General features: G+C 64.2%; 23 protein-coding genes and 1 other RNA gene. 17 read left to right on the top strand and 7 right to left on the bottom strand.

Annotated features, from left to right (window positions below; all coding sequences use genetic code 11):
• Window positions 1–318: 318 nt before the first annotated feature.
• Both AB4061_RS33975 and AB4061_RS33970 read right to left on the bottom strand, forming a co-directional pair.
• On the bottom strand, window positions 319–777 hold the full coding sequence (locus AB4061_RS33975) for an Lrp/AsnC family transcriptional regulator (RefSeq protein WP_441640559.1): 459 nt from the start codon (window positions 775–777) through the stop codon (window positions 319–321).
• Between the two features lie 60 nt (window positions 778–837).
• On the bottom strand, window positions 838–1434 hold the full coding sequence (locus AB4061_RS33970; RefSeq protein WP_441640558.1) for a cysteine dioxygenase: 597 nt from the start codon (window positions 1432–1434) through the stop codon (window positions 838–840).
• Between the two features lie 174 nt (window positions 1435–1608).
• On the opposite strand from AB4061_RS33970, the gene AB4061_RS33965 reads away from it, so the two are divergent.
• From AB4061_RS33965 to AB4061_RS33940, 6 genes are all read left to right on the top strand, one after another.
• Window positions 1609–2580 carry a LysR family transcriptional regulator gene (locus tag AB4061_RS33965; protein ID WP_150987952.1) on the top strand — a complete coding sequence of 324 codons (972 nt, stop codon included), beginning with the start codon at window positions 1609–1611 and terminating at the stop codon, window positions 2578–2580.
• Between the two features lie 189 nt (window positions 2581–2769).
• A complete protein-coding gene (locus AB4061_RS33960; protein ID WP_441640557.1) occupies window positions 2770–4077 on the top strand; it encodes a Glu/Leu/Phe/Val family dehydrogenase in 1308 nt (435 codons plus the stop codon).
• A gap of 366 nt (window positions 4078–4443) precedes the next feature.
• A complete protein-coding gene (locus AB4061_RS33955) occupies window positions 4444–5343 on the top strand; it encodes a glutamate/aspartate ABC transporter substrate-binding protein (RefSeq protein WP_441640556.1) in 900 nt (299 codons plus the stop codon).
• A 63-nt stretch (window positions 5344–5406) separates the two neighbouring features.
• Window positions 5407–6135: an amino acid ABC transporter permease gene (locus tag AB4061_RS33950; protein WP_441640555.1), complete on the top strand. Its 729-nt coding sequence runs from the start codon at window positions 5407–5409 to the stop codon at window positions 6133–6135.
• Between the two features lie 11 nt (window positions 6136–6146).
• Window positions 6147–6830 (top strand): glutamate/aspartate ABC transporter permease GltK, encoded by a 684-nt coding sequence (gene gltK, locus AB4061_RS33945; RefSeq protein ID WP_441640554.1) that lies wholly within the window; start codon window positions 6147–6149, stop codon window positions 6828–6830.
• Entirely contained in the window at window positions 6827–7561 is a 735-nt protein-coding gene (locus AB4061_RS33940) for an amino acid ABC transporter ATP-binding protein (RefSeq protein ID WP_441640553.1), read from the top strand. The genes gltK and AB4061_RS33940 overlap by 4 nt, the downstream gene beginning before the upstream one ends.
• A gap of 211 nt (window positions 7562–7772) precedes the next feature.
• Here the strand turns inward: AB4061_RS33940 and AB4061_RS33935 are convergent, their stop codons facing one another.
• A complete protein-coding gene (locus tag AB4061_RS33935) occupies window positions 7773–8603 on the bottom strand; it encodes a class II glutamine amidotransferase (protein WP_043343649.1) in 831 nt (276 codons plus the stop codon).
• Window positions 8604–8733: 130 nt separating this feature from the next.
• Between AB4061_RS33935 and AB4061_RS33930 the strand changes: the two genes are divergently transcribed.
• The 5 genes from AB4061_RS33930 (at window position 8734) to rnpB (ending at window position 13557) form a co-directional block, all read left to right on the top strand.
• Window positions 8734–9822 carry a tartrate dehydrogenase gene (locus AB4061_RS33930; RefSeq protein ID WP_441640552.1) on the top strand — a complete coding sequence of 363 codons (1089 nt, stop codon included), beginning with the start codon at window positions 8734–8736 and terminating at the stop codon, window positions 9820–9822.
• A complete protein-coding gene (locus tag AB4061_RS33925; RefSeq protein WP_441640551.1) occupies window positions 9819–11159 on the top strand; it encodes a glycerate kinase type-2 family protein in 1341 nt (446 codons plus the stop codon). Before AB4061_RS33930 ends, AB4061_RS33925 begins: the two co-directional genes overlap by 4 nt.
• A gap of 46 nt (window positions 11160–11205) precedes the next feature.
• Window positions 11206–12240, top strand: a complete 1035-nt coding sequence (gene pyrC, locus AB4061_RS33920; RefSeq protein WP_441640550.1) for a dihydroorotase — start codon at window positions 11206–11208, stop codon at window positions 12238–12240.
• A 95-nt stretch (window positions 12241–12335) separates the two neighbouring features.
• Window positions 12336–13172, top strand: coding sequence for a DUF3025 domain-containing protein (locus tag AB4061_RS33915; protein ID WP_441640561.1), 837 nt, complete (start codon window positions 12336–12338; stop codon window positions 13170–13172).
• A 43-nt stretch (window positions 13173–13215) separates the two neighbouring features.
• Window positions 13216–13557, top strand: an RNA gene (rnpB, locus tag AB4061_RS33910) — RNase P RNA component class A.
• 87 nt (window positions 13558–13644) lie between these two features.
• Here the strand turns inward: rnpB and AB4061_RS33905 are convergent.
• Entirely contained in the window at window positions 13645–14067 is a 423-nt protein-coding gene (locus tag AB4061_RS33905) for an OsmC family protein (RefSeq protein WP_441640549.1), read from the bottom strand.
• 764 nt (window positions 14068–14831) lie between these two features.
• Here AB4061_RS33905 and rplM point away from each other — a divergent pair.
• The 5 genes from rplM (at window position 14832) to erpA (ending at window position 17611) form a co-directional block, all read left to right on the top strand.
• Window positions 14832–15260 carry a 50S ribosomal protein L13 gene (gene rplM / locus AB4061_RS33900; RefSeq protein ID WP_006156415.1) on the top strand — a complete coding sequence of 143 codons (429 nt, stop codon included), beginning with the start codon at window positions 14832–14834 and terminating at the stop codon, window positions 15258–15260.
• A gap of 11 nt (window positions 15261–15271) precedes the next feature.
• The gene (rpsI, locus tag AB4061_RS33895) at window positions 15272–15664 is read left to right on the top strand and encodes a 30S ribosomal protein S9 (RefSeq protein WP_006156414.1); all 393 of its coding nucleotides are present in this window, start codon (window positions 15272–15274) and stop codon (window positions 15662–15664) included.
• A gap of 270 nt (window positions 15665–15934) precedes the next feature.
• A complete protein-coding gene (locus AB4061_RS33890; protein ID WP_441640548.1) occupies window positions 15935–16684 on the top strand; it encodes a DUF6776 family protein in 750 nt (249 codons plus the stop codon).
• Between the two features lie 34 nt (window positions 16685–16718).
• Window positions 16719–17132, top strand: a complete 414-nt coding sequence (locus tag AB4061_RS33885) for a bactofilin family protein (RefSeq protein ID WP_441640547.1) — start codon at window positions 16719–16721, stop codon at window positions 17130–17132.
• Window positions 17133–17242: 110 nt separating this feature from the next.
• Window positions 17243–17611 (top strand): iron-sulfur cluster insertion protein ErpA, encoded by a 369-nt coding sequence (gene erpA / locus AB4061_RS33880; RefSeq protein WP_017225530.1) that lies wholly within the window; start codon window positions 17243–17245, stop codon window positions 17609–17611.
• A gap of 74 nt (window positions 17612–17685) precedes the next feature.
• On the opposite strand, the gene AB4061_RS33875 is transcribed toward erpA, so the two are convergent.
• On the bottom strand, window positions 17686–18483 hold the full coding sequence (locus AB4061_RS33875; RefSeq protein ID WP_441640546.1) for a phytanoyl-CoA dioxygenase family protein: 798 nt from the start codon (window positions 18481–18483) through the stop codon (window positions 17686–17688).
• A gap of 92 nt (window positions 18484–18575) precedes the next feature.
• Here AB4061_RS33875 and AB4061_RS33870 point away from each other — a divergent pair, with 92 nt between their 5' ends.
• Window positions 18576–19490: a LysR substrate-binding domain-containing protein gene (locus AB4061_RS33870; RefSeq protein WP_441640545.1), complete on the top strand. Its 915-nt coding sequence runs from the start codon at window positions 18576–18578 to the stop codon at window positions 19488–19490.
• Window positions 19491–19506: 16 nt separating this feature from the next.
• Here AB4061_RS33870 and AB4061_RS33865 read toward each other — a convergent pair whose 3' ends face one another.
• Both AB4061_RS33865 and AB4061_RS33860 read right to left on the bottom strand, forming a co-directional pair.
• Complete coding sequence (locus AB4061_RS33865; RefSeq protein WP_441640544.1) at window positions 19507–20649, bottom strand: anhydro-N-acetylmuramic acid kinase; 1143 nt, start codon at window positions 20647–20649, stop codon at window positions 19507–19509.
• Window positions 20650–20668: 19 nt separating this feature from the next.
• Complete coding sequence (locus AB4061_RS33860) at window positions 20669–22048, bottom strand: M23 family metallopeptidase (RefSeq protein WP_441640543.1); 1380 nt, start codon at window positions 22046–22048, stop codon at window positions 20669–20671.
• Window positions 22049–22199 lie beyond the last annotated feature (151 nt).

Here is a 22199-nt window from a genome sequence, read left to right as displayed (position 1 = left end):
GTCATGGGACCCTTAACGAAATGGGCGATCAGGTCTTCGGGAATGGCCGGCAGTTCACGGTCTGCGGCTTGGCTGGTCTTCGTCTTGCGTGGCATACATGCTCCTTGGCGACATGTTATGCCCTAAACACAAAATTTCTGACAGGCCCCATTGCTCTGCGGGGTTGGTCGCTGTTTCTCTTTGAGCGGTGTTGGTTTTTGGACCCAAGGGCCATACGACATCCCCCTGCGGGGGATGTCGTATGGCCCTTGGGCTCAAAGGCCAACGCCGATCACAACCCGCAGGGGGACGTCGTCTAGCAATAGCGACCAACCCCAATCACGCATAATCCAAAGGCAAAGCCGTCGTATACTTGATCTGCTCCATAGCAAAACTAGAACTAACATCAGCCAGCTCAGCCCCCTGAATCAGCTTCTTGTAGACCCGGTCATAGGCCGCGATATCCGGGACCACAACGCGCAGCAGGTAATCGGTATCCCCAGCCATGCGGTAGAACTCAGTCACCTCGGGGATCGAGGCGACCAGGTCATGAAAGGTCTTGAGCCATTTGACGCTGTGCTGGCTGGTGCGGACCGAGACGAATACCGTCACGCCCACATTCAGCAGCGTGGGGTCCAGCAGCGCCACGCGCTTGCGTATTACGCCGCTCTCTTCCAGCTTCTGCACGCGCCGCCAGCACGGCGTGGAGGTGAGGCCCACCCGCTCGCCTAGCTCGGCCACCGGCACGGTGGCGTCTTCCTGGAGAGCGGCAAGTATCTGGCGGTCGTATCGGTCCATGGCAAATCCTGTTGGCGCGCAGCGTCGTTCGGGTGCCTGGCCGCTCGCCGGCCGCACGACTTAGGCCGCGTCCACCAGCAGGTTCACACCGCTGCAGATGTGTTCCTGGTCCACCCCATAGATATGCAGCGACACGGCCACCGCGTCGCTGTCGTTGCCGAGCGCATGGATATGGCGCAGCCCAGCCGGCACGCTAAAGGTATCGCCCACCGTGCGCGTGATCTCGCCGCACGGATGCGCCTGCCGCTTTTGCGCGTCCCAGCGGTAGTGGCGCTCGTGCAGCGTGCCGCGCAGCACCCGGTAGGCGCACCAGGTCTGGTGTCCGTGCACCGGGCTATGCTGCCCCGGCCGCCAGACAATCAGCATGGCGGAGAAGCGCGCCAGCGGATCGGCGTGCACCAGGTGGCGCACATAGCCCTCGGCCGAGCCTTCGCGCAGCGATTCCGGCAGCAGCGCCAGCAGCGTGGCGGCATCCGGCAGGCAGGCTTCGATGCCTTGCGCCACCATGCGCGCGCTGGCGGCAAAGGCGGACGACATGCCGTCGGACAGCGGGGCAAAGAGCTCCGGCTGGCCGCTGGCCGCGTCGAGGGTGCCAAGGACGCCGGCGCTACGTGCGTGGCTGGCAATATCGGTAACGGCGGCTTGCTGGGTGGCCATGAAGGGCTCCTTGTTGGTTTGAGACCATCATAGCGTCCGTCCCGTAGCAAGCACGTGCGTCTTGTCGTGCAAATCTGGATGTAAGTGTAAGTACATTCTAATAAAAATCAAATGAATAGAATAGTATTCCTGACGGTGGCAAAACCGCGGGCAGCCGGTGGATAATGCCGCCTCATGGAAATCAAGTGGCTTGAAGACTTCGTCAGCCTGGCCGAGACGCACAGCTTCTCGCGCTCGGCCGAGCAGCGTCATGTGACGCAGCCCGCGTTCTCGCGCCGGATCCAGTCGCTGGAGTCCTGGGTGGGCACGGAGCTGATCGACCGCTCCAGCTATCCCACCAGCCTGACGCCGGCGGGCAAGGTGTTCTACGAGCAGGCCCTGGCCATGCTGGCGCAGGTCAGCGAGACCCGCGCGCTGATGCGGGGGCAGCGTTCGGCTAATGCCCAGGTGCTGGAATTCGCGGTGCCGCACACGCTGTCGCTGACGTTCTTCCCCGAATGGCTCAAGGCGGTGGAGCGCGAGATCGGCACGTTGCCGTGCCGGCTGCGTGCGCTCAACGTGCACGACGCCGTGCTGGCGCTGGTCGATGGCGGCTGCGACCTGGTGATGGTCTACCACCATGCGCGCCAGGCCATCCAGCTCGATCCCGCGCACTACGACATGATGGTGCTGGGCACCGAGCGGCTGTCGCCATACAGCGTGCCGGACGCCACCGGCAAGCCTCTGTACCGGCTGCCGGGCACGGACAAGAAGCCGGTGCCCTTCCTCAGCTACACGCCCAACGCCTTCCTTGGCCGCATGGTCGACATGCTGCTGTCAGAAACCACCGACGCGCTCAAGCTCGACAAATGCTACGAGACCGATATGGCCGAGGCGCTCAAGGTGATGGCGCTGTCCGGACATGGCATGGCCTTCCTGCCGGAGAGCGCGGTGCGCGAGGAACTGGTCCAGCACCGGCTGGTGCGCGCGGAGGCCGCGCGCGGCGCGCCGCTCTCGATCGACATGGAAATCCGGCTTTACCGGGAGAAGCCGGGCGAACACGTCAACGAGCGGCGCAGTGCGCAGGTTCGCAACAAGCGCCAGCTGGTGGAGCGCGTGTGGTCTTCGCTGGCCGCGCAGGCCTTGCCCGCACTGCCGAAACCCTGAAGGCGCGCAGCTGGTGCGCCGGGCACACCGCCACATAGCGGGCAAGGCCGGCACAGGGCAGTACAGGGGGCAGTACAGAGCCTTGGTCAAAGGTTATGCAAAGCATGCATAACGGGATAATCAAACGGCATTGGCTTCGGCGGGGCCGCCTCCCCTAAGCTGGCGGCACCTTCACACCGGAACCAAACGATGTCTTCCGCAGCGCCGTCCAATCCTGCCGTCAAGAACCACTCCTTGCCTTCCTACCTGAACGCCGATGCGCTCGGGCCCTGGGGCATCTACCTGCAGCAGGTCGATCGTGTCACGCCTTACCTGGGCTCGCTGGCCCGCTGGGTCGAGACCCTGAAGCGCCCCAAGCGCGCGCTGGTGGTGGACGTGCCGATCGAGATGGATAACGGCACCATTGCCCACTTCGAAGGCTATCGCGTGCAGCACAACATGTCGCGCGGCCCGGGCAAGGGTGGCGTGCGCTTCCACCAGGACGTGACCTTGTCGGAAGTGATGGCCCTGTCGGCCTGGATGTCGGTCAAGAACGCCGCGGTCAACGTGCCGTACGGYGGCGCCAAGGGCGGTATCCGCGTCGATCCGCGCACGCTCTCGCGCTCGGAGCTGGAGCGCGTCACGCGCCGCTATACCAGCGAAATCAACTTCATCATCGGGCCCAACAAGGACATCCCGGCGCCCGACGTCAACACCAATGAACAGGTGATGGCATGGATGATGGACACCTACTCGATGAATTCCGGCAGCACCGCCACCGGCGTGGTGACCGGCAAGCCGATCTCGCTGGGCGGCTCGCTGGGCCGCCGCGAGGCAACCGGCCGCGGCGTGTTCGTGGTGGGTTCCGAGGCGGCGCGCAACCTAGGCCTTGAGATCAAGGGCGCACGCGTTGCCGTGCAGGGCTTCGGCAACGTCGGCGCCGTGGCCGCCAAGCTGTTCCATGAGGCAGGCGCCAAGGTGGTGGCGGTGCAGGACCACCGCACCGCGCTGTACAACCCGGCCGGCCTGGACGTGCCCGCCATGATGGAATATGCCTCGCACAGCGGCACCATCGAAGGTTTCCAGGGCGAGACCATCTCCGCCGAGCAATTCTGGCAGGTGGATTGCGAAATCCTGATCCCGGCCGCGCTGGAAGGCCAGATCACAGCCCAGAACGCGCCCCACATCAAGGCACGCATGGTCATCGAAGGTGCGAACGGCCCGACCACGCCCGAGGCCGACGACATCCTGCGCGAGCGCAATATCCTGGTGGCGCCCGACGTCATCGCCAATGCTGGCGGTGTTACGGTCTCCTATTTCGAATGGGTACAGGACTTTTCCAGCTTCTTCTGGACCGAAGAGGAAATCAACCAGCGCCTGGTACGAATCATGCAAGAGGCATTCCGGGCGATCTGGCAGGTCGCTCAGGACAATAAGGTTACCTTGCGCACGGCCGCCTTCATCGTGGCGTGCACGCGGATTCTTCAGGCGCGCGAAATGCGCGGTCTCTATCCCTGATACCTGACGCGGCTTGGCGCCGCAGCGTCGCTACCTGGCGATGCTGCGGCGCAACAAGTCCATCCAGGATTGGTAACGCGGCTGCCGGGCTTCCCGGCAGCCGCGTTGTCGTATGCGCTCGCTGCCCCCACGCACGTGGGGGGGCGTCCGTGCTGGCGAGGCCTTGCGGCAAGGCTGGCCCGACGCGTTGGCGCAACGGTTTCAGGGCAGTGGAGGCATGCCTCGTTTGCCTTGCAAACCATGCCTTAAATGGCGCTGTTAGGGGAAAAACCCGTTGTCTTGAGTGCTTGCCTGCGCAATACTATTTCGTCGGCGGGTGGATTTTTGTTAGAGTCCCGCCTTTCTCTTCATGGTCAAGGAGATGTTATGAATGTTGCCAAGTTGGCTTCCCTGATGATTGCTGCTGGCGTGCTGTGCGGTACCGCGCAAGCTGCCGAGCAACTGACGGGCACGCTGCAGAAGATCAAAGACACCGGTGTGATTACGCTTGGCGTTCGTGAGTCGTCGATTCCGTTCAACTACAACCTGGGCGGCGTGCGCCAGGTCGGTTATTCCTACGATGTCAATGTCAAGATCGTGGAAGCGATCAAGGATCAGCTGAAGCTGCCGAACCTGCAGGTCAAGGAAATCCCGATCACCTCGCAGAACCGCATCACGCTGCTGCAGAACGGCACCATCGACATCGAGTGCGGCTCGACCACCAACAACCTCGAGCGCCAGAAGCAAGCATCGTTTACCACCAGCATCTTCATCATCGGCACCCGCATCATGGTGAAGAAGGATGGCGGCATCAAGGACTGGGCCGACCTCAAGGGCAAGAACGTGGTGACGACCGCCGGCACCACCTCGGAACGCCTGCTGCGCAAGATGAACGATGACCAGAAACTGGGCATGAACATCATCAGCACCAAGGACCATGGCCAGTCGTTCCTGACGCTGGAATCGGGCCGCGCCGTCGCCTTCATGATGGACGACGCACTGCTGTACGGCGAGCGCGCCAAGGCCAAGAATCCGGCCGACTGGATCGTGGTTGGCAAGGCGCAATCGCGCGAGTCGTATGGCTGCATGATCCGCAAGGATGACGCACAGTTCAAGAAGCTGTCGGACACCGTGATCACGGGCATGATGAAGGATGGCTCGATCAACACGCTGTACACCAAGTGGTTCCAGCAGCCGGTCCCGCCCAAGGGCCTGAACCTGGACTTCCCGCTGTCGGAAGACATGAAGGCACTGTTCAAGACGCCGAACGACAAGGCACTCGACTGATACTGGGATTCCGGTTGTGTGAAACGGAAGGCATGTCCTTCCGTTTCTTTTTGAGGACACATCATGAACTACAGCTGGCATTGGGGTGTATTCCTCGAACAAGCGGCCCAGAACGAGACCTACCTGGACTGGATGATTTCCGGCCTGAAGGTCACCATTGCACTCGGGCTCTCGTCGTGGATCATCGCCCTCGTCATCGGCTCTGTACTCGGCGTACTGCGCACGGTGCCCAACAAGTGGCTGTCCGGCCTGGCCGCCACTTACGTAGAGATCTTCCGTAATATCCCGCTGCTGGTGCAGTTGTTTATCTGGTATTTCGTCATGCCCGAGCTGTTGCCCGGTGGCGAGGCGATCAAGCAGATGAACCCGTTCGCGCAGCAGTTCATTGCAGCCATGCTTTGCCTGGGCACGTTTACCGCGGCCCGGGTCTGCGAGCAGGTGCGCTCGGGGATCAACTCGCTGCCGCCCGGCCAGAGGAATGCCGGCCTGGCGATGGGCTTCACGCTCGCACAGACTTACCGCTACGTGCTGTTGCCGATGTCGTTCCGCGTCATCGTGCCGCCGCTGACCTCGGAGTTCCTGAACATCTTCAAGAACTCCGCTGTGGCGTCGACCATCGGGCTGCTGGAGCTGGCGGCGCAGGGGCGCCAACTGGTGGACTACACGGCGCGCCCGTATGAGTCCTTCATCGCGGTGACCATCATGTACGCGTTGATCAATATCGTGGTCATGCTGCTCATGCGCTGGGTCGAAGGCCGCACCCGCGTGCCCGGCTTCATCGGCGGCAAGTAAGAGGACACGTCATGGCATATACATTCGATTTCAGCTCGATCAACGCGACCACGCTGGACGTGCTGGGCGAGGGGATGCTGGTCTCGCTCAAGATCACCGTCACCGCGGTGGTGGTCGGCATCGTCTGGGGCACCATCCTGGCGATGATGCGGCTGTCTTCCGTCAAGCCGCTGAACTGGTTCGCGCAGGGCTACGTCACCATCTTCCGGTCGATTCCGCTGGTGATGGTGCTGTTGTGGTTCTTCCTGATCATCCCGCAGCTGCTGCAAAAGGCGTTCAACCTGTCGCAGGCATCCGACCTGCGCATGACCTCGGCGCTGATTGCCTTTGCCTTGTTCGAGGCGGCGTACTATTCCGAGATCATCCGCGCGGGTATCCAGAGCGTGTCGCGCGGGCAGATGTTCGCCGCGCAGGCCATGGGCATGACCTACGGGCAGTCGATGCGGCTGGTGATCCTGCCGCAGGCCTTCCGCAACATGGTGCCGCTGCTGCTCACCCAAGGCATCATCCTGTTCCAGGACACGTCGCTGGTCTACGTGAGCGCGCTGGCGGACTTCTTTGGCCAGGCCTACGGCATTGGCGAGCGTGACGGCCGCATCGTGGAGATGCTGCTGTTCGCCGGGCTGGTGTATTTCATTATCTGTTTCTCCGCATCGCTGCTGGTCAAGCGTTACCAGAAAAAGGTGGCCGTATGATTGAAATCAATAACGTCTCCAAGTGGTATGGCGCCTTCCAGGTGCTGACCGATTGCACCACCAAGGTCGCCAAGGGCGAAGTTGTGGTGGTGTGCGGCCCCTCGGGTTCGGGCAAGTCGACGCTGATCAAGACCGTCAACGCGCTGGAACCCTTCCAGAAGGGCGACATCACGGTGGATGGCACCTCGGTGGGCTCGCCCAAGACCAACCTGCCCAAGCTGCGTTCGCGCGTGGGCATGGTGTTCCAGAACTTCGAGCTGTTCCCCCACCTGTCGATCACCGAGAACCTGACCATCGCCCAGATGAAGGTGCTCGRCCGCTCGAAGGAAGAGGCTACGGCGAAGGGCCTGAAGTACCTGGATCGCGTGGGCCTCAAAGCCCAGGCGGCCAAGTTCCCGGGCCAGCTGTCGGGCGGCCAGCAGCAGCGCGTGGCAATTGCCCGCGCGCTGTCGATGGATCCGATCTGCATGCTGTTCGACGAGCCGACCTCGGCGCTGGACCCGGAGATGGTCAACGAAGTGCTGGACGTGATGGTGCAGCTGGCGCAGGAAGGCATGACCATGATGTGCGTGACCCACGAAATGGGTTTCGCGCGCAAGGTCGCCAACCGCGTGATCTTCATGGACCAGGGCAAGATCGTCGAGGACTGCGCCAAGGAGGAGTTCTTCGGCAATATCGAAGCGCGCTCCGAGCGGGCCAGGCAGTTCCTGTCGAAGATCCTGCATCACTGATGCGGGCAGTTGCCTCCTCGCGCTGATGGGTGGCAGGATGCAAAAAGGGACGCCGAGGCGTCCCTTTTTGTTTGGCGCGTGGCGCTGCCGCAGGCTTAGAGGCCGTTTCAAAATGAAGCGAAGCGGTTCTGGCTAGGCGCGCGGCCGCAGACAGTACAAGTGGATCGGCCAAGGCCGCGCAACGACGCCAGCATCTTTTTGAAATGGCCTCTTAGGTGCAGGCGCTGTTGGCCGCGTTCTTGGCCTGGACTTCCGGCGGGATCGGCACCGTCAGCGTCATCACCGAGCGGCCTTCCTCGAACATCATCAGCTCGCCGGGCGCGAAGGCGGTCCAGGTTTCGTTGTCGGTCAGTGGCGCGGTGGCGATCACCGCCACGCGGTCATCGGGCGTGGTGACCTGGGCGAAATCGATCGACAGATCGGCATCGATCAGGTGGGCGGTGGAGAACGGCCACTGGCGCACGATGTAGTACAGGCGCGTGGAGCAGTGGGAGAACAACGCCTGTCCATTGGACAGCAGGTAGTTGAACACGCCGTGCTGCGTGATCTCGCGCGTGATGTCCGCCAGCGCGTGGCACAGCTCGTTGAGCGGCGGCTGCGAGCCGGGGAAGCGCTTGCGCAGCCCCTGCATCAGCGTGCAGAAGGCGAGTTCACTATCGGTGTCGCCGACCGGCTGGTAGACCCCCGAGAGGAAAGGCGAGAAGTCCTTCAGGTCGCCGTTGTGGGCAAAGATCCAGTGCCGCCCCCACAGCTCGCGCATGAAGGGATGGCAGTTTTCCAGCCGCACCGTGCCCTGGGTCGCCTTGCGGATATGGGAAATGACGTTCTTGGATTTGATCGGGTAGCGCTTGACCAGCTCAGCCACGGGCGAGGTGCCGGCGGACTGGTTGTCGATGAACAGGCGGCAGGCCTTGTCCTCGAAGAACGCCACGCCAAAGCCATCGGCATGGTGGTCCGTGACGCCGCCGCGGGCGGCGAAGCCGGTAAAGGAGAACGTCACGTCGGTCGGCGTGGCGCAGTTCATGCCGAGCAGCTGGCACATGGCGGGCACCGGACCGGCAGCAGGCTGCCGGATTGCAATAGAATGTTCCATTATCCGGCCTGCCCGGGTTATCTGCCAAGCGCAGCGCGTTTTTCCCCGATTTCCATACCATGCAGCGGGCCCTCGAGACATGAGCAAGTACAAGATCGCAGTCATCCCCGGCGATGGCATTGGCACCGAAGTGATGCCTGAGGGCCTGCGCGTGATGGACGCCGCGGCGCGCCGGTTCGGCATCGACATGCAGTTCGATCACTTCGACTTCTCCAGTTGCGACTACTACGCCCGCCACGGCAAGATGCTGCCGGACGACTGGTTCGACACCCTGGTCAAGTACGACGCCATCTACTTCGGCGCGGTGGGCTGGCCGGACGCCGTGCCCGACCACGTCTCGCTATGGGGCTCGCTGCTGCAGTTCCGGCGCTCCTTCGACCAATACGTCAACCTGCGCCCGGTGCGGCTGATGCCCGGTATCCGCAGCCCGCTGGTGGACCGCGACGGCAATGCGCGCAAGCCGGGCGACATCGATTTCTACGTAGTGCGCGAGAACACCGAGGGCGAGTACTCCAGCATCGGCGGGCGCATCTTCCCCGGCACCGACCGCGAGGTGGTGATCCAGGAAACGGTGATGACGCGCACGGGCGTGGACCGCATCCTCAAGTTCGCCTTCGAGCTGGCGCAAAAGCGTCCGGCCAGGCATCTGACGTCGGCCACCAAGTCCAACGGCATCTCCATCACCATGCCGTACTGGGACGAGCGGGTGGAGGCCATGGCTGCCAACTACCCCGGCGTGAAGGTTGACAAGTACCACATCGACATCCTCACCGCGCACTTCGTCCAGCATCCGGACTGGTTCGACGTGGTGGTCGCCAGCAACCTGTTCGGCGACATCCTGTCCGACCTGGGCCCGGCCTGCACCGGCACCATCGGCATCGCGCCCTCGGGCAATATCAATCCGGACCGCACCTTCCCCAGCCTGTTCGAGCCCGTGCACGGCTCCGCGCCGGACATCGCCGGGCGCGGCGTGGCCAACCCGATCGGCCAGATCTGGTGCGGCGCCATGATGCTGGAGCACCTGGGCCAGCCGGAAGCCGGCGCGGCCGTGCTGGGTGCCATCGAGAAGGTGCTGTCGGCCGGGCCGGAACATGCCCCGCTGACCCGCGACATTGGCGGCAAGGCCGGCACGGCGGACCTGGGCCAGGCCATCGCGCGCGCGCTGTGAGCACGGCCGCCCAACCTTTGCCGGCCACCGCGGCCGACGCGCGCGCCTTGCTGCTGGATAGCTTCCATGCCGCAGTGGCGGCAGCGGACCCACTGAGCATCGTGGCGGACCACCTGCCGCCGCCCCAGGCTGGCGGGCGCACCCTGGTGGTAGGCGCTGGCAAGGCTGCGGCCTCGATGGCGTTGGCCGTGGAGCGGGCATATGCCAGCCGGAGCAGCGCGGTGCAGCTCGACGGCCTGGTGGTGACGCGCTACGCCCACGGCCTGCCGACCGAACACGTGCGCGTGATAGAGGCCGGCCACCCGGTGCCGGACGAGGCTGGCGAGCGCGCCGCGGCCGAGATCCTGGCGCGGGCGGGCGAGCTCGGGCCGGATGACAGGCTGATCGTGCTGGTGTCCGGCGGCGGCTCCAGCCTGCTGTCGCTGCCGGCCGACGGCATCGCCATGGCGGACCTCAAGGCCGCCACGCAGGAGCTGCTGCGCTGCGGCGCTCCCATCACGGACATGAATATCGTGCGCAAGCACCTGTCGCGCATCCAGGGCGGGCACCTCGCCCAGGCTTGCCGCGCACCGGTGACCACGCTGATCGTGTCAGACGTGGCCGGGGATGACCCCAGCGCCATCGCCTCCGGTCCCACCGTGCCCGACGCCAGTACCTACGCCGATGCCCTGGCGGTCCTGCGCCGCTACGGTGCGGTGGTCCCGCCGGTGGTGCAGGCTTACCTGGAGCGCGGTGCGCGCGGCGAAGTGGCGGAAACGCCCAAGCCCGGCGATCCGCTGTTCGCGCGGGTTGAGAATCGTGTGATCGCTACCGCACACGGCAGCCTGATGGCGGCAGCGGATCACTTCCGCGCGCGCGGCATCCAGCCGGTGGTACTGGGCGACACGGTGACCGGCGAGGCGCAGGAAGTTGCCCGAGTCTACGCGGCGCTGGTGCGCGAGATACGCGCGTACAATGCGCCATTCGCGGTGCCCGTGGTGCTGATTTCCGGTGGTGAATGCACCGTCACGTTGCCGCAGGGCGGTGGCGGGGCGGCTGGAAAGCCCCGTGGCGGAAGGTGCTCGGAGTTCCTGCTGTCGCTCGCCCTGGAGCTGGATGGCGTTGATAATGTGTACGCCATCGCGGCGGACACCGACGGCATCGACGGCTCGGAGGACAATGCCGGCGCGTTGCTGGACCCGTCCACGCCCGCGCGTGCGCAGGCTGCCGGTGCACCGGCGCGCGCCCGGCTCGACGCGCATGATGCCTGGGGCTTCTTCGATGCCGCCGGCGACCTCGTGGTGACGGGCCCCACGCGGACCAATGTGAATGACTACCGCGCCATCCTGATTCTGTAATCCCKGACAAGCGCCAGCCGTGACTGCCGGCCGGCCCACGAAAGCCATGACCCAGACTCTCACCATTACCCGCCCGGACGACTGGCACCTGCACCTGCGCGACGGCATCGCCCTCGCCGCCGTCCTGCCGGATACCGCTCGCCAGTTCGCCCGCGCCATCATCATGCCCAACCTGAAGCCGCCCGTGACCACGGTGGCGCAGGCCGCGGCCTACCGCGACCGCATCCTGGCCGCACTGCCGGCCGGCATGGCGTTCGAGCCGCTGATGACGCTGTACCTGACCGACAAGACCACGGCCGAGGAGATCGTTGCGGCCAAGGCCAGCGGCTTCGTGCACGGGGTCAAGCTGTATCCGGCCGGCGCCACTACCAACAGCGATGCCGGCGTGACCGACCTGCGTCACTGCGCGGCAGCCCTGGAAGCCATGCAGCGCGTGGGCCTGCCGCTGCTGGTGCACGGCGAAGTGACCGATCCGGCGATCGACATCTTCGATCGCGAAGCCGTCTTCATCGACAAGGTCATGACGCCGCTGCGCCGCGATTTCCCGGCGCTCAAGGTGGTGTTCGAGCACATCACCACCAAGGATGCGGCCGAGTACGTGCGCGACGCCGAAGGCCCGGTCGCCGCCACCATCACTGCGCATCACCTGCTGTACAACCGCAACGCCATCTTCACCGGCGGCATCCGCCCGCACTATTACTGCCTGCCGGTGCTCAAACGCGAGACCCACCGCGAAGCTCTGGTGGCCGCGGCCGTGTCTGGCAGCGAGCGCTTCTTCCTCGGCACTGACAGCGCGCCCCACGCGCGCGGGCTGAAGGAGCATGCCTGCGGCTGCGCCGGCTGCTATACCGGGCTGCACGCCATGGAGCTCTACGCCGAAGCTTTCGAAGCCGCCGGTGCGCTGGACAAGCTGGAAGCCTTCGCCAGCTTCAACGGCCCGGCGTTCTACAGCCTGCCGCGTAATAGCGGCACGCTCACCCTGGTCCGCGAGGCGTGGGAGCTGCCGGCCGAGCTGCCATATGGCGATACCACGCTGGTGCCGCTGCGCGGCGGCGAGACGCTGCATTGGAAGGCCCGCTAAGCCGCGCTGGCGAAGCGGAGGCGGAAGCGGCAGTGCAAGCAGAAAGCCAGGTCCGGCCGGCTGCGGCGTCACGGGATGCCGACGCCGCAGCCGGGCTGGCGCTGGTCGCCGCGGTGGCGCAGATCGACTGGGCGCAGCCGTGGTTCCGGCCGTTTGCCACCATCGGCTCGGCGCTGGTCAGTGCGTTGCAAGGTGGCGCCGACCTGCGCGCCGTCCTCAGCGAAGTGGCCGCGCAGCGCGCGCTGCGCAATGCCCGCGGCGTGCCGCTGCGTTTCGTTGCGCAAGCCGAATTGCCCGCCGGCACGGCCTACGAGGCACATATTTACGCCACCGGCGCCGTGCCGACGCGCGACAACCTGCACGATTTCTTCAATGCGCTCATCTGGCTGCATTTTCCCCGTGCCAAACGCGTGCTGAACCGGCTGCAGGCCCACGCTATCGCGGTGGCAGGCGTGCAGGGCCGCCGTGGCAGCCTGCGCGATGCCGCGACCTTGTTCGACGAGAACGCCATCCTGTTCCTGAGTGCCGACAGTGGCCTGGAGTCCGTTTTGCGCGGTTTTGGCTGGGAGCACCTGTTCGTGGCGCGGCGGGATGTCTGGGACGGTAGCGAGCATGCCGGAAGCCGTGACAGCACTGCCCGCTGTAGCGTGGTGCCCTTCGGCCACGCTCTGCTGGAGAAGCTGGTGCGGCCCTATAAGGCCCTGACCGCGCATGCGTGGCCACTGGCCGTCCCGCCGGCTGCAGGCGCTGCGCTGCCCGGCTCGCTCGACGATTCCGTGTGCGCCTCGCTCGAAGCGGCCGAATTGCACAGCGGCCGCTTTGCGCCGTTGCCGGTGCTGGGCATTCCCGGCTGGTGCGAAGCCAATCGCGATCCGGCCTATTACGCGGATACCACGGTGTTTCGTCGCGGGCGCCGCGCGCAGGCCGCATGAGGGTGGCCGGTTCGCGGCCAAACGGTGTTAGACTGCGGGCCGCAAAGCAGGCCAGACAATCGCTGCTTGCACCCTCGTGGTGCAAGGGGAGGAAAGTCCGGACTCCATAGGGCAGGGTGTTGGCTAATAGCCATCCACGGCAACGTGCGGAATAGGGCCACAGAGACGAGTCTTGCCATCGGGTTCGCCCGATGGGAAGGGTGAAACGCGGTAACCTCCACCTGGAGCAATCCCAAATAGGCAGGCATTGAGGCGGCCCGCTGAGCCTGCGGGTAGGGAGCTTGAGCCGGTCGGTAACGACCGGCCTAGAGGAATGATTGTCACGTGCCGGCAACCGCAAGGAAGCCGGCGCGCACAGAATCCGGCTTATCGGCCTGCTTTGCTTCTGATTCTTTAGTGTGGCGCGCACCCATCCCAATGGGGGCGCCACCGCCGGCTCCCACGGGCTGGCCAGGCGCCAGGCGCCTACACCCTACACCTCTACAATTTCCATCGTGTGCGTGATTTCCGCCGTCTTGGCCAGCATGATCGAGGCCGAGCAATACTTGTCGTGCGACAGGTGAATGGCACGCTCGACCGCGCCGGGGTTCAGGTTGCGCCCGCTCACCGTGAAATGGAAGTTGATCTTGGTGAAGACCTTCGGGTCTTCGCTGGCGCGCTCCGCGTGCAGCTTCACGCTGCAGCCGCGCACATCCTGCCGGCTCTTCTTCAGGATCAGCACCACGTCATAGGCGGTGCAGCCGCCGGTGCCCAGCAGGACCATTTCCATCGGACGCGGGGCCAGGTTGTGGCCGCCGCCCTCGGGTGCACCGTCCATCGCCACGATATGGCCACTGCCCGTCTCGGCCACGAAGCTCATGCCGTCGGTGCCCATCCAAGTTACTTTGCATTCCATTTTGTTCGATCCTGCGTTCTAGTGAGTGCGTATTCGATCAAGAACACGCGATTTCAAAGCTTGCTTTTTGAGTATAGGCCACTTGTCTGGAAGCGCCATAATTCGGCATTTCTCCCGGAAACTGAAGCTCTCTTCTAAGATGACAGTACCGTGACAGCGCAGTCAATTCTTAAGTTATTGATTTTATTGTATAAAAAATCGTCTTGTGCCTCTTGATGATTTTTTACAATGCGGAATGTCATTTCGCAGTGCAAATTTCCTTGCGCTGAGAGGGCGCTCATGTATAATTTGAATCATTGAACGACGGCGCGCAACACGGCGCAGAGTGCGAAAGCGAATCGGATGGTTTCAGCCACATTCGTCGGCCCGCACCTCGATCCAGCCCCGTCGGTCTCCCAGTGTCTCCTCCACCCTCCTCCTTTGGTGGATTCAAACCCAAGCTCAATAGCTTGGGTTTTTTTTATTCTGCGCCTGCCAGGCCCGAAGCGCATCCCGCCGTAAGTGCCTCATGGGTTGCTTCTATGCTGTTCGCTGGCATCCTGGATGGCGAACAGCACACGGAGGGGCATCATCTTGGTGTTCTTCCCTAACTTTCCTTGTGCTCGGGCCGCAGTCCGCAGTATACTCGTAGGCTTTTCCGTCATGCCCGCGGGAAGGAATTCAGGGAGAGCCTGCACATACAAGCAGGAAGGTCAGATCCTAAGGGTCGGCCGACGACGTAAAGTCAATGTTTCGGGCAGGTTCTACAAGTCTCAGGAAAAATCATGAAGACCTTTTCCGCAAAGCCTGCAGAGGTTAAGCGCGACTGGTACGTGATTGACGCGACGGACAAAGTCCTCGGCCGTGTTGCCAGCGAAGTGGCACGCCGACTGCGCGGCAAGCACAAGCCGGAATTTACTCCGCACGTCGACACGGGTGATTACATCATCATCGTCAACGCAGGCAAGCTGCGTGTCACGGGTACCAAAGAAACCGACAAGAAGTACTATCGTCACTCGGGTTACCCGGGCGGCATTTACGAAACGACGTTCGGTAAGATGCAGCAACGTTTCCCGGGCCGCGCCCTGGAAAAAGCTGTGAAGGGCATGTTGCCGAAGGGCCCGCTGGGCTATGCGATGATCAAGAAGCTGAAGGTTTACGCCGAAGCCGAGCATCCGCATGAAGCGCAGCAGCCTAAAGCGCTGGAAATCTAAGGGGGCCATCCATGATCGGAAATTGGAATTACGGTACTGGCCGCCGCAAGAGCGCAGTGGCTCGGGTCTTCATCAAGTCGGGCAAGGGCGATATCATCGTCAATGGCAAGCCCATCAACGAGTATTTCGCTCGCGAAACCTCGCTGATGATCGTGCGCCAGCCGCTCGAACTGACTGCCAACGCACAGACCTTCGACATCAAGGTCAACGTCACTGGCGGCGGTGAAACGGGTCAAGCCGGCGCAGTGCGCCACGGCATCACCCGTGCACTGATCGACTACGATGCCACCCTGAAGCCGTCGCTGTCCAAGGCCGGTTTCGTCACGCGCGATGCGCGTGAAGTGGAACGTAAGAAGGTCGGTTTCCACAAGGCGCGTCGTCGGAAGCAATTCTCGAAGCGTTAATGTGTGTTCGGCAGGTCCGGTTCAACCGGATCTGGCCGTTCAGAAAAAACCGCACGGTTCGCCGTGCGGTTTTTTTTTGCCGCTAGCGCTCGTGAAGGCGCGCGCAATGGCGTGTAACGGCAGGCTATCACCACGTTTTACAAATACTTTGCATCGCCCCGGATACAATCCCTGCTCTTGCCGCCCGGAGAACCCGACCATGATGCATTGGATGCGAAGGCCTGCCGACCCGTACCGCGTCCGCCTGCCGGTGCCGCGAGCCCGCGGCGCATGAAGTATCGTGTGCTGCGCCCGCGCCGGGGCTCGCTATCCGGGAGCCTGGCGGTGCGTTCGCATCTGCCGTGGCCGCTGCGTGCGCTGGGCGCCGCCGCGGCGCTCGTCGTCGTGCTCGTGGTGGTGGTGGTCGCTGCGCGTTGGGCGTACGACGCTGGCCGGCGGCTGGCTGGTGCGCCGGATATGACGGCGGAGAACAAGGCCCTGCGCGAGCAGGTGGCGGCGATGACGGCTCAGCACGAACGCTTGCAGGCGGTGGCCAACACCGCCGAGGCGCAGTTGCAGATGGCCCGCAGCGCCCAGGAGGCGCTGACCGGGCAGTTGAAGACGGCGGAAGGCGAGGTCGCCCAACTCAAGGAAGACCTGGCATTTTTCGAGGGCCTGCTCCCGGCCAGCGGCAATACGTCCGGCATCCATGTGCGGAGTTTTCGCGTGGGTCTTGATGAAGCCGACCCGCTGAAGATGCACTATCGATTGCTGATAATGCAGGGTGGATCCAAGGCTTTTTCATCCTTGCCTGAGTTCCATGGTGAGCTACAGTTGGTCGTTTCGCTGATGCGGGATGGCAAGCCGGTCACCTTGAGCCTGCCGGAAAATGGCGCTGGTTCGCTGCCTGACCTGCGGGTCATGCACTACCAGCGGATCGAAAGTGCCTTTGCGCTGCCTGCCGGCGCCACGGTACGGGCGGTCACGGTACGAATTTTGCAAAACGGTCAGTTGCGCGCGACCCAGACGGCCATGCCGTAAGGGTGCGCTGGGCCAGCAACGAAAAAAGGGACCTATGTTGTTTTCCAAGAAGAAAGGCTTGTCGATCGATACCCTGATCGGCCAGCACAGCGTGATCCAGGGCGACCTGACGTTTTCGGGCGGCCTGCGCCTGGATGGCCGGGTACGCGGCAATGTGACGGCGGCTGCCGACCAGGCGAGCATGCTGGTCATCAGCGAAAAAGGCGTGGTCGAGGGCGAAGTCCGGGTCGGGCACCTGATTCTCAACGGCACGGTCACCGGACCTGTGCACGCGACTGAACTGCTGGAGTTGCAACCGCACGCCCGCGTGGAGGGCGAGGTGCACTACGCCGCGCTGGAAATGCACCAGGGGGCATTGGTGGAAGGCCGCCTTGTGCCGCTCGGCAATGCGCAACCCAAGGCGCTGCCCAACCTGGTTCTGGCATCCGGCACGCAAGAATCCGCCTGATACGGCACCCGTGGCCTGATTGCACCAACAGAACCCCTTGAATTCACGGGGTTTCGGCACGATCTTCCCGGAGCGCTTAAAATACAGGCGTATCTACATAGGAGAACCCCATGAACGCAGTCGCAGAGGCACCCGTTACCGAGGACATGCCGGCCCCGTTCGTCTTTACTGACAGCGCTGCCGACAAGGTCAAGCAGTTGATCGAGGAAGAGGGCAATGCCGATCTGAAACTGCGCGTGTTCGTGCAGGGCGGCGGCTGTTCCGGCTTCCAGTATGGCTTCACCTTCGACGAAGAGGTGAACGAGGACGACACCACGCTGGACAAGAATGGCGTCACGCTGTTGATCGACTCGATGAGCTACCAGTATCTGGTGGGCGCTGAGATCGATTACAAGGAAGACATCAACGGCGCACAGTTCGTGATCAAGAACCCCAACGCAAGCACCACCTGCGGTTGCGGCTCTTCGTTCTCGGTGTAAGGCTCGCAAGAGCGCCGCGGTTTCCGACAGGTTCTCGCGGCAATAAAAAAGCGCACCTTGGTGCGCTTTTTTATTTATGCGTCCCGGCGCCAGACCACCGGGAACCAGTCCTCGCGCATCCGCTCGCCACTGGCCAGGCTGATTCCGGGGAAGGGCGGCGAGGTGCGGCCAGGCCGCTCCAGATAGCGCACGTCGTCGCCCAGGAAGCGTGCCGAGAAGGCGCGGCGCCGTCCCGTGCCGGTATTGCCTGCGGCACCATGTACCGTGCGGAAGTCGAACACCACGGCATCGCCCGGCTCCAGCTCCGGTATCAGGATTGTGTGGCTGCCGTCGTCCACATCCGGCATCTCCATGAACTGGTCGCTGCCAGCATAGAAATTCTCATTGYTGGCCCAGCGCTTGGGCCTGACCAACTTGGGCCAGCGGTGCGAGCCCAGCACCACACGCAAGGTATTGGCGGTGGTAACCGGGTCCAGAGGGATCCAGTAGCTCGCGGTCTGCAAGCCATCCACGCAGTAGTAGGGCAGGTCCTGGTGCCACGGCGTGGGCTTTGCCGTGCCCGGTTCCTTGACCAGGATGTGCTCGTGGAACACCTGGACGGCCTCAGCCTGCATGATGTGGCCGGCGATGGCTGCGGCCGGTGAGCGCCGGATGAAGTCGGCGAACGGCTGGATGCGCTCCCAGTTGCAGTAGTCCTCGAAAAAGCGGCCGCGCTCAGCGCTGCCGACGTTTTCGATGGCAAACGGGCCCGGCTTCGCGAGATTCTGCTCGAATCCTTCGCGCAGCGGTGTCACCCAATCGGTGAAAGCGCCGCGCAATACCAGGGCGCCGTCGCGCTGGTAGGTCTCGATTTCGGCTGCGGTGATGTGCATGAGTGTCCCATGGGTGGCTGGCTTGGGACGAGTATCGGGGCAGGGTGGCAATAGGAAAAGAATATATTTCCTATGCTGTAGTATAGGAAATCATGATTGGATTCTCCTTCCGCCAGCTCGAGTACTTTGTCGCGGCCGCCGAGCACGGCAGCATTAGCGCGGCTGCCCGCGCGCGCCACGTGTCGCAGCCTTCCGTGTCGCAGGCCGTGGCGCAGCTCGAGGAAACGCTGGGCGAAATCCTGTTTCGCCGCCAGGTCAGCCGCGGTCTGGAGCTGACGCCGGCTGGCCAGCGCCTGCTGGGCCGCGCCCGCGACATCCTGGCGCTGGCCGCCGGCCTGGCAACCGATGGCGTGGACCAGGCGCAGGCGCGCGGCCTTAGCGGGCAACTGTCGCTGACGTGCTTCCAGGATCTCGGCGCCTACTACGCACCGCGGCTGCTGGCCGGCTTCCGGCGCCTGCATCCACATGTTGCCGTGACGCTGTTCGAGGCCGACCTGGCCACGGTCCATCGCACGCTCGCTGCCGGCAAGGCGGAGCTGGCGCTGACCTACGACCTCGGCTTCGACCAGCGCATTGCGCGCTGGGTACTTGCCCGGCTTGCGCCCTACGCGCTGCTGCACGCCGGTCATGCGCTGGCCGTGCAGCCAAGCGTGAGCCTGCAAGACCTGGCTGGCGAACGGCTGATCCTGGAGGATATTGCGCAAACACGTGAGTACTTCCTCTCGCTGTTCTGGGCGCACGGCTTGCGCCCGCAACTGCACCAGTACACGCAGACTTTCGAGATGCAGCGCGGCCTGGTGGCGCACGGCTATGGCGTGGCGCTGTCATGCACGCGCCCGGCGGGCGATCACAGCTATGACGGGCAGCCCATCGTTTGCTTGCCGCTGCGCGAGGCCGTGACGCCGCAGCGCGTGGTGCTGGCGCGTTCGCCAGCCATGCGGCCTTCGCCCGTTGCGCAAGCGTTTATCCAGTGGGTTTGCGAGGCAGGCCACGCCGAGCCGGCGTGAGGGTGGCTAGGTGTTGCTATCGGGGGTAGAGCGCGCCCAAGACACGCGGGCCGGCCGCGCCAGTGACGGTAGGCACATTGCCCGGCGCCCCGCGCAGCATCTGCCGCGCCAGCCAGGCAAAAGCGATGCCCTCCACCTGTGATACGGGAACGCCCAGATCGTCCGAGCTTTGCACCGTGACAGCGGGCAGCGCCTGCGCCAGCAACGCCATCACCAGGCGGTTGCGGGCGCCGCCGCCGCACACGATCAGCCGCGCCGCGTCGGGCGCGTGCTGCTTGACATCGTGGGCGATGGCCCCGGCGGTCAGCGCGGCCAGCGTGGCCTGCACGTCGGCGGGATCGAGTGCCGTGCCGTGCTGGGAAAGATGATTTTCCAGCCAGGCGGGATGGAACAGGTCGCGGCCCGTGCTCTTGGGCGGGGCCACGCTGAAATAAGGCTCGGCCAGCAGGCGCGCCAGCAGCGCCTGGTTGACCTTGCCGCTGGCGCCCCAGGTGCCGTCGGCATCGTAGGCCAGGCCGTGATGCCGGTCGATCCAGTAATCGAGCAGCACGTTGCCCGGGCCGCAGTCGAAGCCGGTGACCGGCCGCGCCGCGCCGCCTTCGCTGGTGGCGGGCAACACGCTGATATTGGAGATCCCGCCGATATTGCAGGCCACCCGTGTCTGGGTGGCGTCGCCGAACAGCGCCTGGTGCAGCGCCGGTACCAAGGGTGCGCCCTGGCCGCCGGCCGCTACATCGCGGCTGCGGAAATCCGCCACCACGTCGATACCCGTCAACTCTGCCAGCAGCGCGGGTTGCTGGCTCTGGCGGGTATAGCCGATGCCGTCGTACAAGCCGGGCCGATGGCGCACGGTCTGGCCGTGCGCACCGATCGCCGCGATGGCGTCGGGCGTCTGCCCGGCATCGCGCAGCAGGGTTGCCACGCAAGCCGCATAGACACGCGCCAGCCCATTGGCGGCCAGCGCCTCGCGGTGGATTTCATCGTCGCCGGGCTGCTGCAGCGCGCTGAACGCGTCGCGCAGCTCGGCCGGGAAGGGCTGGAAGGCTGCCGCCAGCACCGCGGGCCGTGGCCCAGAGAAATCGACCAGCACGCCGTCCGCGCCGTCCATGCTGGTGCCGGACATGATGCCGATAAAGCAGTCTGGGGACGAGGTTGGCATGCTGGGCTGGCTCGATGGATCAATTGCTGGCCGAAGCCACGTTGTAGGTACGCAGCGCGTTGATGCGGCTGAGCATCTCGCTGGTATAGCTGAGGAACTGCTGGCGCGCCGGGCCGGACAGCGCAGGCGTGTCGAGCGYGGCGATGGCCAGCGGGTTCAGTGGCACATCGTTGACGCGGAACTCGTAGTGCAGGTGCGGGCCGGTGGCCCAGCCGGTCTGGCCGACGTAGCCAATGACCTCGCCTTGCGACACATGCTGCCCGCGCTTCATCGTGGCAAAGCCGGACAGGTGCGCGTAGTAGGTGGAGTAGCCGCTATGGTGCTTGAGGATGACGATGTTGCCGTAGCCGTTCTGCTGGCCGGCAAACTCGACTTCGCCGTCGCCGGTGGCCATCACCTTGGTGCCCGTGGGTGCGGCAAAGTCCACACCCTTGTGCTGTGCCCAGTGGTGGTGCAGCGGATGGTCACGTCCGCCAAAGCCCGACGACACGCGCGAGAACTCCACCGGCGAGCGCAGGAACGGCCGCTTCATGCTGCGCCCGTCAAAGGTGTAGTACGCGCCCTGCTTGCTGCCTTCCGGTGCGTACCAGAGTGCCTGGTGCAACTGGTTGTGGTTGATCAGCTCGACCGCCATCACGCGCCCGTTGCGCACGAACGCGCCATCGCGGAAGCCCGCTTCGTAGACGATGCGGAAGCGGTCTCCGCTGGTGATGTCATGGTGGAAATCGATCACGCCGGAGAAGATCGAGAGCATCTGCTGGACGATCTCGTCGGGTACATTGGCCGCGTCCATGGCCTTGAAGAAGCCACCCGAGGCAATGGCGCCGGACAGCATCTCATAGTGCAGCTCGTTCTTCACCGACTGCACGCGGGCCTTGTAGACCGGATCGGCAGGGTCGCCCGCGCGTTCGATCACCAGTTCGCGGGAGGCGTTCGCGTCACCGCCAAGGTTGGCTTGCAGCGACACCAGCAGGTTGTTCTCGTCGACCTCGGCCTGCACCGTCTGGCCGGGATTGAGGTCGAACAGGCCGCGCGCCGTGGTGTTGCGCCGGATAAAGGCCTGCGCATCGGGGTCGTCCACGCCGAGCCGCTTGAGCAGGCTGGAAATGGTGTCGCCGCGCTGCATGCGCTCTTCGCGCACAAAGGTGGCGTCGGTTTCGGTAAGCTGTTCGAGTTGCGTGCGTAGATCGGGCAGGCGTATCGCCTCCCGGACACGCGGAGCCTGGGGGTCGTCGAAGGCGCTACGGGGGGCCACGCCCATGGCGGCTGCCATGCCCAGCGTGAACACCGTACCCACCGCCGCTGTCAACTGCTTGCGCCGACGGGCGTGCAGGGCATTGGTAGGATCGACCAGAACCACCAGCTCACGCGCGAAAACTTCGCGGAGTCTGGACCACATCACGTAAAATTCACTCTTTGTTTCGGGCTGCGTTGCCGCGACGATTTTTTGCCTCGTCTGCCTTCCTCCCCGGAGGTGCGGCGCCTGCCATATTGGTTTGCCGCCTAGAATGGCGGTTGGCCCACGGGAACATTCCCGTTTGCACAAGAAG

Origin of the sequence: Cupriavidus sp. YAF13 (genome assembly GCF_052113425.1) — a bacterium.
In the GTDB taxonomy this organism is placed as follows: Bacteria; Pseudomonadota; Gammaproteobacteria; order Burkholderiales; family Burkholderiaceae; genus Cupriavidus.
This window is presented reverse-complemented; position numbering and strand designations above follow the sequence as displayed.

What these genes read in the sequence shown, in the direction of transcription:
- rplM (WP_006156415.1), top strand. Translation starts at nt 14,832, where the DNA reads ATGAAGACCTTTTCCGCAAAGCCTGCAGAGGTTAAGCGCGACTGGTAC.
- rpsI (WP_006156414.1), top strand. Translation starts at nt 15,272, where the DNA reads ATGATCGGAAATTGGAATTACGGTACTGGCCGCCGCAAGAGCGCAGTG.
- AB4061_RS33930 (WP_441640552.1), top strand. Translation starts at nt 8,734, where the DNA reads ATGAGCAAGTACAAGATCGCAGTCATCCCCGGCGATGGCATTGGCACC.
- AB4061_RS33975 (WP_441640559.1), bottom strand. Translation starts at nt 777, where the DNA reads ATGGACCGATACGACCGCCAGATACTTGCCGCTCTCCAGGAAGACGCC.
- AB4061_RS33905 (WP_441640549.1), bottom strand. Translation starts at nt 14,067, where the DNA reads ATGGAATGCAAAGTAACTTGGATGGGCACCGACGGCATGAGCTTCGTG.
- pyrC (WP_441640550.1), top strand. Translation starts at nt 11,206, where the DNA reads ATGACCCAGACTCTCACCATTACCCGCCCGGACGACTGGCACCTGCAC.
- AB4061_RS33950 (WP_441640555.1), top strand. Translation starts at nt 5,407, where the DNA reads ATGAACTACAGCTGGCATTGGGGTGTATTCCTCGAACAAGCGGCCCAG.
- AB4061_RS33970 (WP_441640558.1), bottom strand. Translation starts at nt 1,434, where the DNA reads ATGGCCACCCAGCAAGCCGCCGTTACCGATATTGCCAGCCACGCACGT.
- AB4061_RS33955 (WP_441640556.1), top strand. Translation starts at nt 4,444, where the DNA reads ATGAATGTTGCCAAGTTGGCTTCCCTGATGATTGCTGCTGGCGTGCTG.
- AB4061_RS33935 (WP_043343649.1), bottom strand. Translation starts at nt 8,603, where the DNA reads ATGTGCCAGCTGCTCGGCATGAACTGCGCCACGCCGACCGACGTGACG.
- AB4061_RS33885 (WP_441640547.1), top strand. Translation starts at nt 16,719, where the DNA reads ATGTTGTTTTCCAAGAAGAAAGGCTTGTCGATCGATACCCTGATCGGC.
- AB4061_RS33865 (WP_441640544.1), bottom strand. Translation starts at nt 20,649, where the DNA reads ATGCCAACCTCGTCCCCAGACTGCTTTATCGGCATCATGTCCGGCACC.
- AB4061_RS33965 (WP_150987952.1), top strand. Translation starts at nt 1,609, where the DNA reads ATGGAAATCAAGTGGCTTGAAGACTTCGTCAGCCTGGCCGAGACGCAC.
- AB4061_RS33870 (WP_441640545.1), top strand. Translation starts at nt 18,576, where the DNA reads ATGATTGGATTCTCCTTCCGCCAGCTCGAGTACTTTGTCGCGGCCGCC.
- gltK (WP_441640554.1), top strand. Translation starts at nt 6,147, where the DNA reads ATGGCATATACATTCGATTTCAGCTCGATCAACGCGACCACGCTGGAC.
- AB4061_RS33890 (WP_441640548.1), top strand. Translation starts at nt 15,935, where the DNA reads ATGAAGTATCGTGTGCTGCGCCCGCGCCGGGGCTCGCTATCCGGGAGC.
- erpA (WP_017225530.1), top strand. Translation starts at nt 17,243, where the DNA reads ATGAACGCAGTCGCAGAGGCACCCGTTACCGAGGACATGCCGGCCCCG.